13 protein-coding genes are annotated in these 12,095 nt (G+C 39.7%); 11 read left to right on the plus strand and 2 right to left on the minus strand.

Annotated elements, in window-relative coordinates; all coding sequences use genetic code 11:
* Window positions 1-35 precede the first annotated feature (35 nt).
* The 11 genes from FDK13_RS18095 to FDK13_RS18145 all read left to right on the plus strand — a co-directional run bounded on the left by FDK13_RS18095 (window position 36) and on the right by FDK13_RS18145 (window position 8,293).
* On the plus strand, window positions 36-515 hold the full coding sequence (locus FDK13_RS18095) for a hypothetical protein (RefSeq protein ID WP_137341421.1): 480 nt from the start codon (window positions 36-38) through the stop codon (window positions 513-515).
* A gap of 58 nt (window positions 516-573) precedes the next feature.
* Window positions 574-1,485, plus strand: coding sequence for a hypothetical protein (locus FDK13_RS18100; protein ID WP_137341422.1), 912 nt, complete (start codon window positions 574-576; stop codon window positions 1,483-1,485).
* A complete protein-coding gene (gene darB / locus FDK13_RS18105; protein WP_137341423.1) occupies window positions 1,485-2,627 on the plus strand; it encodes a dialkylresorcinol biosynthesis protein DarB in 1,143 nt (380 codons plus the stop codon). Before FDK13_RS18100 ends, darB begins: the two co-directional genes overlap by 1 nt.
* A gap of 40 nt (window positions 2,628-2,667) precedes the next feature.
* The gene (DarG, locus tag FDK13_RS18110; protein WP_137341424.1) at window positions 2,668-3,066 is read left to right on the plus strand and encodes a flexirubin biosynthesis protein DarG; all 399 of its coding nucleotides are present in this window, start codon (window positions 2,668-2,670) and stop codon (window positions 3,064-3,066) included.
* Window positions 3,067-3,071: 5 nt separating this feature from the next.
* On the plus strand, window positions 3,072-4,103 hold the full coding sequence (gene darH / locus FDK13_RS18115; RefSeq protein ID WP_137341425.1) for a BtrH-related acyltransferase DarH: 1,032 nt from the start codon (window positions 3,072-3,074) through the stop codon (window positions 4,101-4,103).
* Window positions 4,104-4,131: 28 nt separating this feature from the next.
* Window positions 4,132-4,881 (plus strand): ABC transporter ATP-binding protein, encoded by a 750-nt coding sequence (locus tag FDK13_RS18120; RefSeq protein WP_137341426.1) that lies wholly within the window; start codon window positions 4,132-4,134, stop codon window positions 4,879-4,881.
* A gap of 1 nt (window position 4,882) precedes the next feature.
* On the plus strand, window positions 4,883-6,163 hold the full coding sequence (locus FDK13_RS18125) for an ABC transporter permease (protein ID WP_229216094.1): 1,281 nt from the start codon (window positions 4,883-4,885) through the stop codon (window positions 6,161-6,163).
* A 5-nt stretch (window positions 6,164-6,168) separates the two neighbouring features.
* Entirely contained in the window at window positions 6,169-6,435 is a 267-nt protein-coding gene (locus FDK13_RS18130) for a phosphopantetheine-binding protein (RefSeq protein ID WP_137341427.1), read from the plus strand.
* Entirely contained in the window at window positions 6,419-7,636 is a 1,218-nt protein-coding gene (locus tag FDK13_RS18135) for a beta-ketoacyl-[acyl-carrier-protein] synthase family protein (protein WP_137341428.1), read from the plus strand. Before FDK13_RS18130 ends, FDK13_RS18135 begins: the two co-directional genes overlap by 17 nt.
* A gap of 89 nt (window positions 7,637-7,725) precedes the next feature.
* Entirely contained in the window at window positions 7,726-7,935 is a 210-nt protein-coding gene (locus FDK13_RS18140; RefSeq protein ID WP_137341429.1) for a hypothetical protein, read from the plus strand.
* Window positions 7,925-8,293 (plus strand): PIN domain-containing protein, encoded by a 369-nt coding sequence (locus FDK13_RS18145; protein ID WP_137341430.1) that lies wholly within the window; start codon window positions 7,925-7,927, stop codon window positions 8,291-8,293. Before FDK13_RS18140 ends, FDK13_RS18145 begins: the two co-directional genes overlap by 11 nt.
* A gap of 49 nt (window positions 8,294-8,342) precedes the next feature.
* On the opposite strand, the gene scpA is transcribed toward FDK13_RS18145, so the two are convergent.
* Both scpA and FDK13_RS18155 read right to left on the minus strand, forming a co-directional pair.
* On the minus strand, window positions 8,343-10,487 hold the full coding sequence (gene scpA / locus FDK13_RS18150) for a methylmalonyl-CoA mutase (RefSeq protein ID WP_137341431.1): 2,145 nt from the start codon (window positions 10,485-10,487) through the stop codon (window positions 8,343-8,345).
* A gap of 45 nt (window positions 10,488-10,532) precedes the next feature.
* Complete coding sequence (locus FDK13_RS18155; protein WP_137341432.1) at window positions 10,533-11,912, minus strand: methylmalonyl-CoA mutase family protein; 1,380 nt, start codon at window positions 11,910-11,912, stop codon at window positions 10,533-10,535.
* Window positions 11,913-12,095: the final 183 nt, after the last annotated feature.

Consider the following 12,095-nt stretch of genomic DNA (forward strand, 5'->3'; position numbering starts at 1 on the left):
TAGTGTTTCTGACTAATAAACAGAGGTTCAGCGAAATGAAGCCGTTTATACTTTTAATTTTTTATTTCATTTTCTCTGCGTTTCACGTAAGAGAGGTGGATAAAACTGAATTTTATAAAGCTTTTTCGAGTGCTACTGAGGATGGAATTGATGACATGATCAACAGACTTGACCAGGAAAAATCATCCTCCCTTGTTGCGGCTTATCAGGGAGCACTTTATATGAAAAAAGCGGGTTTTGTAAAAGGCGTAAACGGGAAAGTGAAAACATTTAAAAAAGGTGCCCATTTGCTGGAAGATGTGATTCAGAAAGATCCATCCAATACGGAATACCGGTTTTTGAGACTGGCCATACAAGAGCATGCACCAGGAATACTTGGTTATAATAAAAATAAGTACGAAGACAAATCCGTCGTTGTAAATGGATTTTCTAAATTGAATTCAAATTTAAAATCAGTCATTTCAAACTATGCGAAAGATTCGAAAGTTCTGAAAGCGTCTGATTTAGGTAACTGATTACTTAACCCTAACGGAATGGCGATTCGCACCCGCCATGCTTAATACATTATAAGAATTGAAAAAGATCCTGGTGATTAGCTATTCGCAGTCGGGCCAACTGGATGAGGTTATTGATCATTTTCTGTTGCCATTTGATACTGTTTCAGTAGAAAGAATTTATTTAAAGCCGAAGAAACCATTCCCGTTTCCATGGACGTCAGACGTGTTTTTTGATACCATGCCTGAATGTGTAGTGGAAGAGGCTATTGAATTGGAGCCTGTGAATTATGCATCAGTCGATTACGATTTGATAGTACTCGGTTACCAACCCTGGTTTTTGTCACCTTCTCTCCCCACCACGTCAATTTTACAAGATCGGGCTTTTCAGCGCCTGGTCAATGGAAAACCTGTTGTTACGATTATTGCAGGCAGAAATATGTGGATTAATGCCCAGGAAAGCGTGAAGCCTTATATCAAAAATGCGGGAGGGATACTGGTAGCAAACATTCCTTTAATGGACAGGACTTCCAATCTGATCAGCGCAGTGACCATTTTACACTGGATGCTTACCGGTAGAAAAGACAGCAAATGGAATATTTTTCCGCTTCCGGGTGTTAGCAAGCAGGATATTGAAGGTTCGTCAAGATTTGGTACAATTGTTTACGATGCTTTGGAAAACAAAAGTTATGGAGATCTTCAAAATAACATTCTAAGTCTTGGATTGATTGAAATTCCTACGGATATTTTATTCATTGAAGAAAGGGCAAAAAAGATTTTTAGAATTTGGGCAGGTCTGATAAAGAAAAAAGGAACAACGCCTCAAAAGAGGAAACGCCTTGTTGGTTTCTTTAAGTACTATCTTCTGATTGCCCTGTTTATTGTAGCGCCGATCATACTTTTTGTTTATAATTTGTTGGTTGCACCCTTTACATCACGTTCAATTAAAAAGAAAAAAGAATATTTTTGTGGTTTAGAAACCAGAGCATAATGTCAGAAGCATATATTACAAGGATTTCAATATTTTTACCTAATGAAGCTGTTCCTAATGATGAAATGGAACAATATTTGGGCTATATCAATGGAAAACCATCGAAATCCAAAGCGATTGTTCTCCGCAATAATGGAATAAAAAGCAGGTATTATGCATTAACAAAGGAGGGAACTGCAACACACACAAACGCAGAAATGGCAGCTTTGGCTATTAAAGATTTGTTTGCAAATGCGCCCGAAGAGTTGAGTGAAATTGATTTACTGAGTTGTGCTACTTCAAGTCCTGATCAGCTGATGCCGTCACATGGTGTTATGGTGCACGGGTGGCTTCCTGAAACTGATTCGATTGAGGTAGTTTCTCCGTCAGGCGTTTGTTGTGCCGGAATGCATGCGTTGAAATATGCCTACATGTCGGTGAAAATTGGTGAAAAGAAAAAAGCAGTTTCCTGCGCTTCCGAGCGTTTGTCGCCTGTTTTACGAGCTGGTCAGTTCGAAGATGAAGTGCAGCAATTGATTAAACTGGAACAAAATCCATATCTGGCATTTGAAAAAGATTTTTTAAGATGGATGTTATCAGATGGAGCGGGTGCTTTTTTGATAGAAAATAAGCCTAATCCTGAAGCCATTTCTTTGAAAATAGACTGGATTGAAGGATGTTCTTTTGCAAATGAAGAGGAAGCCTGCATGTATATGGGCTCAGATAAGGAGAGTGACGGAAATTTGAAAAGTTACAAAGACTTTTCACCCGAGGAAGTTTTGGACAAGTCGATATTCAGTATAAAACAGGATGTGAAGTTGCTGGGTGAGAAAATCGTAAAACTTGGTTTTGTAAAACTGCAAAATATAATTGCTGAGCGTGGGCTGGATATGAATGAAATCAATTATTTCCTGCCGCATTTGTCCAGTTTCTTTTTTGAAAAGAAAATAGAAGATTTTTTTATTGAAAATGATATTTCAGTTCCAAAAGAAAAGTGGTTTACCAATCTGGCAAGTAAGGGAAATGTGGGAGCCGCTTCTATTTATATGATGCTGGAAGAAGTTTTTAATAGTGGTAAATTGAAAAAAGGAGAGAAGATACTTCTGGTTGTTCCTGAAAGTGCGCGATTCTCCTACATGTTTTGTTTGTTGACAGTTTGTTGATCGAATAGAAATAAGTTGAATCATCCAAAACCTTGATAAAATGAAAAAGGAAGATTTACCGCAGGATCCGGGCGCACTTGCCAATTTTACAAGAGAGGTATGTTACGTCAAAAACCAGGATGGAAAGTATGAAACCGCGCTTAGTGAAGGCTGGGATGTGAAAAAGGAAGCACTGGATAATGCCTGGGTTGATGTAAATGAAAGAATTGAAGAAGCACGCCAAGGTGTAATAAACGGTGAAAAAAGTCCGGTTTATTATTTCATGGAGCTTCGGTTAATGGACATTCCATTGCTTTCAGGATATACTGGTTTCCTTAGCTTTTTCGTGAAAAGACATTTCAAACCTTCGGTTTTTAAGGGTTTGAGTGATACTAAATTGAAGAAATACGCAGACGCCTTTGATATTACATTGGACGAATTGAAAAATTTTAAAGGTTAATCCCGTTGAGCTACGATAGTCAGATAGAAGAATTTCAGCACGTACAGACTGCACATTGTGAAAACGGTGTGACCACAGCTTTGTTGCGTCACAATGGCCTTGACTTCATGACCGAGCCACTCGCTTTTGGTATGGGTTCAGGGCTTTTTTACATACAGATTCCTTTTCTGACTGTAAACAACGGACCGGCAATTTCCTTCCGGACAATGCCCGGTGCTATTTTCAAAAGAACTTGCAAATCTATTGGTGTTGATGTAAAAAGTAAACGATTTGGTAGTCCTGAATCGGCTGAGGAGTTTTTAAATAAAAAGATCAGTGAACATGTTCCGGTGGGCTGTCAGGTTGGTGTTTTTCATTTGACTTATTTCCCAAAAGAGTACCGTTTTCATTTTAATGCACATAATATTATTGTGTATGGAAAAGAAGAAGGAAGATATTTATTGAGTGATCCGACCATGGAAGATGTTACATCTTTAAGCGTGGAAGAACTCAATAAGGTTCGTTTTGCCAAAGGTACTTTTGCTCCCAAAGGACACATTTATTATCCTGAAAACGTTGGGACAGTAAGTGATGAGATGATCAGAAAAGGAATTGTTAAAGGCATTCGCAGGAATGTGCGTGATATGCTGCATATTCCCGGCAGTTTTGCCGGGGTGGATGGAATCAGATATACTTCAAACAATATCAGGAAATGGCGGGATAAACTTGGTTTGAAAAAGGCTGGTTTATTTCTTGGTCAGATCGTACGAATGCAGGAAGAAATTGGTACCGGCGGTGGTGGATTCCGTTTTCTATACGGTGCTTTTCTGGAAGAAGCAGCCGCTTACTTGCAGGACGATCGCCTGATAGGAATTTCAGAAGAATTTACAAAATCCGGAGATATGTGGCGGGCAGGCGCTATCCAGATGGCTGGCGTTTACAAAGGCAGATTAACTGAACAAAAAAGCTTTGATGAAATTGCTGACAGACTTCTTGAAATCCGTTCTGTTGAAAAGGAAGCTTTTCAAAAACTCTCTAAATTGAATCTGGGGAAATAATAATTTTCCCATTCAACATTGCTGCACTATGTACAACGGTCCTGCCATCCAGATTGATAATATTACCAAAAGGTACAAATCTACGCGCGAGGACAGTCTGAGCCAAGTCAATCTGCAAATAAATCAATCAGATGTTTTTGGTTTACTGGGGCCGAATGGCGCAGGAAAAACTACACTTATTTCTATTCTGTGCGGAATAATTTCGCCTTCTGCGGGAAGCGTCAATTATTTCATAAAAGGAGAACCGGTTTTTGAGCAGGAACGGAGGAGTCTCGTAGGTTTTGTTCCGCAGGAATATGCGTTTTATCTGGAATTATCGGCCCGGCAAAATCTGGATTATTTCGGGGCAATGTATAATTTGTCAAAAAGAGAATTAACACCAAGAATTGATGAATTACTGGAAGCGTTGGGTTTGTCAAAATCGGCAGATAAAAAAGTTGGAACATTTTCAGGAGGCATGAAAAGGCGCGTAAATCTTGCTATTGGGCTAATTCATAACCCTGCCATTTTATTTCTTGACGAACCAACCGTAGGAGTTGATGTGCAGAGCAGGAATGCAATTATCAAATATCTTGAAGAAATTAACCAAACTGGCACAACGATTGTGTACACTTCTCATCATATGTCGGAGGCCGAAGAATTCTGTAACCGTATTGCTTTGATCGATCATGGAAAGGTTATTGTGGAAGGTGGTTTGCAGGAATTATTGGTAGAAAACGAGGCGTCCAGTTTGCAATCATTGTTTATAAAACTGACAGGAGAGGAGTACAGGGATTAATATGATGTTCAAAATTTTTTCATCTGTACGTAAAGAATTTCTACTGCTTGTCAGCGACAAAGTAGGATTGGCACTTATGTTTGTGATGCCCCTTCTTCTGGTTTTTATCATTACGATTATTCAGGATAGTGCCTACAAAATTGTGAATGAAAATGAAATTCCTATGTTGGTTGTCAATCATGATGAGGGCCGGCAGGGAGCTGAATTGCTCAATTTGCTGATTACATCCAGACTTTTCAAAATTGATACTTTGAATAATCTTCCTGAAAGTGCTTTGAAAAAAGAACTTCTGGCAAGAGGAAAGATGATCGCACTTTATATTCCATCCGGGTTTAGTGCCGGATTGGAAAGTAATGCCGGAGAGGTGAGCCATATTATGATGAAAGATCTGGGACTGGAACAAGATTCTGCACAAATCAAAATGGAGAAAATGCCTGCACTTTCTTTTTATCATGATCCTGTTTTGCAGGAAAATTACAGCGCGTCTATCACCGGTGTGATTGATTCCTATATGGGTATGATCGAAAAATCCATGATGATCGAAAGGATTTATTCGGATATGGATCTGGGCGCTAAGTCTGATAAGCTCAATGCAAAAATGACGACCAACCGGGTAAGGATCAATCAGATTATTGCCAGTAATAATAATTCCGCAGTTATCCCCAATTCAACCCAGCATAACGTACCGGCCTGGACTATTTTTGCTATGTTTTTTATGGTCGTTTCTTTGGGAAGTAATATTGTAAAGGAACGTGTGAACGGAAGTTTTCTGCGATTAAAAACAATGCCGACCAGCTTTATGCTCGTCATGTTCAGTAAAATGGCGATTTATGTCATTGTAGCTATTTTGCAGGTTGCTTTAACATTTTCGGTTGGAGTCTGGATTTTGCCAAAAATCGGTTTGCCTGAATTAACAATCCCTACTAATTTTCCGGCTTTTGCTGCCGTCGTTTTGATCAGCAGTTTGGCAGCGGTAAGTTACGCTTTGCTGATCGGAGCTTTGGCACACACACAGGAGCAGGCAAATGGTTTTGGCGCTATATCGATCATTATTTTTGGTGCCATTGGCGGCATTTTAGTACCTACCTTTGTGATGCCGGAATTTATGCAGTTTGCCAGTAATTTTTCACCTTTGCACTGGTGTCTGGAGGGATTTTACATCCTCTTTTTGAAAGGCGGAAGCTGGCATGAACTCAGGTGGGTAATGCTGTTTTTGGGAGTATTCATTTTGATTTGCCAACTTTGCACGTATATTAAACTTAGAATAGAAAAAATTATCTGATACTAATGGAAATTGAAAGCTTAAAGCCGGTTATAAAAGGACAAATCGTTGAATATTTGAACTTACTGGATGTAAACCCTCTGGATATAAAAGACGACGAACCTCTGTTTGGCGGTGATTTGGGCCTTGATTCGATTGATTCGCTCGAACTGGTGGTATTGTTGGAGAGAGAGTATGGAATTAAAATTACAAATCCTGCTGAAGGCCGGAAAATCCTGGTTGATGTAAACCATATGGCAGAGTTTATTATCAATAATGCAAAAAAAGCGTAAAGTTTCGGGTAAGGTTTATGTGACGGGGATAGGTATTATTTCCGCTTTGGGCAATGATGTCAAAGGAAATCATGCCGGATTACTTAGTGGAGAAGCAGGAATTGGAAAGGCAGTTCATTTCGGATCATATTACACTTCTGTTTTGCCTTTTGGTGAGGTGAAACTTAGTAATGATGAACTGAGAAATGTTTTAGGACTTGAAAATGAGCCAGGGTATACCCGAACTTCTCTTTTGGCGGTAAAGGCATTTGAAGAAGCCGTAAATGATGCCGCCTTAACCGGGCAGGAAATTTCTTCCTTTGATACCGCCCTTATTTCTGCAAGTACCGTAGGAGGGATGTGTCTCACAGATCAGCTATATGAAGATGCGAATTTAAAATCCGAAGGATCTGAATATCTGGAAGCTTACGGTTGTGGTGCGCATACGTTGAAACTGGTTGAAAAATATAAGATCAACGGATTTACAGATACGATCAATACTGCCTGTTCTTCGTCCGCAAATGCTATTATGATGGGTGCCAGATTGATAAAATCCGGTCGCGCCAAACGTGTGATTGTGGGAGGCGTTGATGCGCTGGCAAAATATACGGTCAACGGTTTCAATGCGCTTAAAATCCTCTCGGAATTTCCCTGCAAACCTTTTGACGAAAACCGGGATGGTTTAAATCTTGGTGAAGCAGCAGCTTACCTTGTTTTGGAATCAGAAGACCTTGTTGGCGATAAAAAGATATATGCGGAAATAGCCGGATATGGTAATTCGAATGATGCGCATCATCCTTCGGCTATGTCAGATGAGGCAGTTGGTGCTATTATTTCAATGAAAGAAGCGATAAAATCTGCCGGGATAAGTGTTTCTGAGATTGATTACATCAATGCACATGGAACCGGAACGCCCAATAACGATAAGGTCGAGTTGACTGGTATTTCAAAACTTTTTGAAAAAGTACCGCCTTTTAACTCCACAAAATCTTATACCGGGCATACGCTGGGAGCATCAGGAGCGGTTGAGGCCATTTTCAGTATATTCAGTATTCAGTATTCAGAAATTTATCCAAGTCTGCATATTGAAACAAATATGAAAGAATATGATTTAAAGCCTGTGATTGAGTTTCAAACCGGGATTCCGGTTAGGTATGTGCTTTCTAATTCTTTTGGTTTTGGTGGGAATTGTACTTCTTTGGTTTTGGGGAGGGTGCATTAGATAATGGTTTAAGTATCTTTTATATTTGACGATTAAGGTTGTAACTTTATGTAGTTAATCATCTGATTCATGATTTTAAAGAACTGGTTATGATACGAACCACTGTAATTCCCAATAAGCAAATTATCTCTTTTGAAATACCAAAAGATTATGTAGGGTGGCAAATTGAAGTTATTGCATTTGCCAGAGATGAAGGAATTGTAAAAGAAGAGGTAATTAAAAAACAGGTAACCTTTAATGCTTTATTAATAGATACAAAAGGTTATAAATTTAATCGCGAGGAAGCTAATGAGCGATAATGTTTTTTTAGACAGTAACATTTTGGTATATTCTTATTCGTCTTCGGAAATAAGCAAACAAAAAATTGCCCGGAAAGTCATTGAGGAGAACAATTCATTTATTAGTACTCAGGTATTGCAGGAATTATGCAATATCGTTACGCTCAAGTTTAAGTTCACTTATACTCAGGCTGTAATATCATTACAAGAATGCAGCCAAAATAATAATCTTCATGTTAATGATGAAAAAACTATTTTCTTGGCTTGTAATTTGGCAGAACGTTATGCTTTTTCCTTTTATGATAGTTTGATTATTGCTGCTGCCTTGGAGAATAATTGTACGACTCTTTATTCAGAAGATATGCAGACGGACAAATAATTGAAGGGACTTTGACTATTAGAAATCCCTTTCTATTGATTGAATTCCGTTAATCCTCCATCAAATCCTTCAAAATCTTCTGTGCAGCCACGGAGATAATTGTCCCCGGCCCAAAAATTCCCTTCACACCAGCATTATATAAGAACTGATAGTCCTGAGATGGAATTACGCCACCGGCCACGACCATAATATCTTCCCGTCCTATTTTTTTCAATTCCTCAATAAGCTGCGGAATGAGTGTTTTATGTCCGGCTGCCAGACTTGAAGTACCAACAATATGAACATCGTTTTCGGCTGCGTTTTTTGCAACTTCTTCCGGTGTTTGAAAAAGTGGACCTATATCTACATCAAACCCAAGATCGGCAAAACTTGTGGCAATTATTTTAGCTCCTCGATCGTGGCCGTCCTGACCCATTTTAGCGACTAATATACGTGGTCTTCTGCCTTCTATCTCAGCAAACTGATTGGCCATTTCCTGAGCTAGCCGGAAATTTTCATCATCAGAAACCTCTGATTTATAAATCCCGGATACTGACCGGATCACTGCTTTATATCGTCCGAATTCTTTTTCCATCGCGTCAGATATTTCTCCTAAAGTAGCTCTTTTACGGGCAGCATCCACAGCTAGTGCCAGTAAATTACTTTCCATATTTTTGCCCCCGGATTGTTTACAGGCAGCTGTCATTGCTAATAGCGATTCAGTAACTTCTTCCTGATTCCTTTCCGATTTTATTTTGATAAGTCTGTTAATCTGAGCTTCCCGGACACTGTTGTTATCAATATCGCGTATGTCCAGAATCTCTTTGGAATCGGTTTGGAATTTGTTTACACCTACAATGATTTCCCTTCCTGCATCAATTCTTGCCTGTTTTCTGGCAGCTGCCTCCTCTATTCTCATTTTTGGCAATCCTGTTTCGATCGCCTTTGTCATACCACCAAGTTTTTCAACTTCTTCAATCAATTCCCAGGCTTTTTGTGAAAGTTCGTTGGTAAGATATTCAACATAATAGGATCCTCCCCAAGGATCAACTGCTTTACAAATGTCTGTTTCATGCTGCAAAAATAACTGCGTATTCCTGGCAATTCGGGCCGATGCATCGGTTGGTAATGCAATCGCCTCATCCAGCGAATTCGTGTGAAGCGATTGTGTATGTCCCAAAATTGCGGCCATGGCTTCTACGCAAGTCCGGGCGACATTGTTGAAAGGATCTTGTTCTGTGAGGCTGTAACCACTGGTTTGACAATGTGCTCGCAATGCTAACGATTTATCAGATTTAGGATTAAACTGATTAACAATTTTTGCCCATAACAATCTTCCGGCGCGCAGTTTAGCGATTTCCATAAAATGATTCATGCCAATTCCCCAGAAAAAGGATAATCTCGGAGCAAAATCATCAATTTGCATTCCTGCTTTTAAGCCTGTTTTGATATATTCCAGTCCGTCAGCCAGCGTATAAGCGAGTTCAATATGCGCAGGCGCACCGGCTTCATGCATATGATAACCGCTGATGCTGATGGAATTGAATTTTGGCATGAAACGAGAGGTGTAAGCAAAGATATCTCCCACAATCCGCATGGAAGGCGCCGGCGGATATATGTAGGTGTTGCGGACCATAAATTCTTTCAGAATATCATTCTGGATCGTCCCGGAAAGTTTCTCAGCGGATACGCCCTGTTCCTCGGCTGCAACGATGAAAAATGCCATAATCGGAATAACGGCCCCATTCATGGTCATGGAAACCGACATTTCGTTTAGCGGGATCTGATCAAAGAGAATTTTGACGTCTTCAACCGAATCAATTGCAACACCTGCTTTTCCAACATCACCCGTCACACGCGGATGATCCGAATCATAACCCCGGTGTGTGGCCAGATCAAAAGCCACAGAAAGTCCTTTTTGTCCACCGGCAAGATTGCGCCTGTAAAATGCATTGGAATCCTCAGCGGTTGAAAAACCGGCGTATTGGCGTATTGTCCAGGGTCTTTCCAGATACATACTTGCATAAGGACCCCGAAGATAAGGGGCTGTGCCAGCACCGGAACCGAGATGCTCCGATTCAGCTAAGTCTTCTTTTTTGTAGGATGACTTTAATTTTATTCCTTCCTGAGTTAAAAAAGGCTTCGCTGACTTTTCAGAAACCGATACGAGTTCTTCACTTTTTTGAAGCGCAATATTTTTAAAATCAGGCTTCATAGTTTCAGGTTTTATTTTAAAAGCAGATTCGGTAAAAGACTTCCTCTATTTTTTGAAAATTGTTGCGGACAAATTTCTGTTTGGTAAGGTTACAAAATCTGCGGAATTATTTTTCAGTATTGAATTGTCAGGTAGGTTAATGGAATCTTCCTCTAATTTGTATTTATTAACGCCAATCATAATTTCCCCGTTATTCAGATCTGCAATTTTTTTTTGCCAGGAATTTTCAATTTCGGATTGTATAAAACCTTGTTTGAAACATGAAATCAAACCACCTTTTTCCTCCGTTTGCAAGAATAATTTCCAGGCTGCATCGGCAATTTTCAGCGACATCATTTCAATTTGATAGGAGCCTGCTCCCGGATCAGCAACCGCGCTGAGGTAGCTTTCATTGGCCAGCAAAGAGGAAACATTCCTGGCCACACGCTCACTGAATTCGGTTGGTTTGGTAAAAGAATGATCAAAAGCCTGCACCGTCAACCCATTACACCCGCCAATAACCGCACTCATGGCCTCCGAGGTAGATCTGATCATATTGGTTTCTGCAGAATGCGCGGAATCATAAAATGAAGAAGTCTGAGCGTGAATGAAAACCTGGCAAAGTTCGTCGGGTACCTGATAAGCCCGGCTGATTTTACGGTATAGAAATCTTAGCGCACGGAGTTTTGCGATTTCCGTCAAATACGCTGTTCCAATGGATATTGAATAAAAAAAACGATTCAGAGCATGGAGCGGAGAAATTCCGGCATCGGTTAATTTGTCAAGATAATGAACGGTTGAATTAATTAGAAAAGCGAGTTCCTGAACCACATTTGCCCCGGCATTATGAAATACATGACTTTCAATCATTAATGGCCGGAATTCACGCATCATTTTTGTCTTGTCAAGTACATTACAGATATTTTCTACGGCATCCTCAAAAGCAATTCCGGTACGCATCCAGTTTGCCAAAGGATCGTTATAAATCCCACCTTTCAGGTAATATCCGGCCCCGCGGGAAATTTCTTCAAATAAATTTTCAGAATTTATTGTTGTACGAAAAAAAATTGGCGTGTCACTCAGCCTGATCGCATGAAGTGTTTTCGAAAGCTCGGATTTTACCAGATCCGTTTCCTCCATATCCAGAATAACTGCATCAGCACCGGATTCCAAAGAAGATTTTATTTTTGCATTGGTTGACCAGGGTTTGTCAAAAGAAATGAAAGGTATGTTGAGCCATCCGGGATTTTTTTTCTGACAGTTTTGTAAATCAAGGATCTGTTCACTTTTAATATTTTCCGCTGTGTAATAGGGATCTACGAATAAATCCAGAGCGATTTCCCAGCTGCCGATTCTTGTATTATTTTCTCCCAATTCGTTTTCTGCCTGCTTTTCCCAGGCATCTTTTGTAGATAATTTGAATTCGGAAAACAGCAGTTTTGACATAATTTCAATTTTGGCAGAACATTTTTTTTTATAGACAGGCTGCTTTAACAAAGCTACTAATTTGAGATTACATTTTTTTAATTCTCATGTTACCAGACAGGAAATTGGACGTCAATAGGTTGGATTATTCCAATGGATTTATTTCCCGGCTTGCTATTCCTTGGGAATGGTTTTAAATTCAAC

Origin of the sequence: Dyadobacter frigoris, from assembly GCF_005280585.1 — a bacterium.
Lineage (GTDB): Bacteria > Bacteroidota > Bacteroidia > Cytophagales > Spirosomataceae > Dyadobacter > Dyadobacter frigoris.

Bases quoted from the DNA above. Each gene is read 5' to 3' on its own strand.
- FDK13_RS18155 (WP_137341432.1), bottom strand. From the start codon at position 11,912: ATGTCAAAACTGCTGTTTTCCGAATTCAAATTATCTACAAAAGATGCC.
- FDK13_RS18130 (WP_137341427.1), top strand. From the start codon at position 6,169: ATGGAAATTGAAAGCTTAAAGCCGGTTATAAAAGGACAAATCGTTGAA.
- DarG (WP_137341424.1), top strand. From the start codon at position 2,668: ATGAAAAAGGAAGATTTACCGCAGGATCCGGGCGCACTTGCCAATTTT.
- FDK13_RS18120 (WP_137341426.1), top strand. From the start codon at position 4,132: ATGTACAACGGTCCTGCCATCCAGATTGATAATATTACCAAAAGGTAC.
- FDK13_RS18135 (WP_137341428.1), top strand. From the start codon at position 6,419: ATGCAAAAAAAGCGTAAAGTTTCGGGTAAGGTTTATGTGACGGGGATA.
- FDK13_RS18095 (WP_137341421.1), top strand. From the start codon at position 36: ATGAAGCCGTTTATACTTTTAATTTTTTATTTCATTTTCTCTGCGTTT.
- darB (WP_137341423.1), top strand. From the start codon at position 1,485: ATGTCAGAAGCATATATTACAAGGATTTCAATATTTTTACCTAATGAA.
- FDK13_RS18125 (WP_229216094.1), top strand. From the start codon at position 4,883: ATGATGTTCAAAATTTTTTCATCTGTACGTAAAGAATTTCTACTGCTT.
- FDK13_RS18145 (WP_137341430.1), top strand. From the start codon at position 7,925: ATGAGCGATAATGTTTTTTTAGACAGTAACATTTTGGTATATTCTTAT.
- FDK13_RS18140 (WP_137341429.1), top strand. From the start codon at position 7,726: ATGATACGAACCACTGTAATTCCCAATAAGCAAATTATCTCTTTTGAA.
- scpA (WP_137341431.1), bottom strand. From the start codon at position 10,487: ATGAAGCCTGATTTTAAAAATATTGCGCTTCAAAAAAGTGAAGAACTC.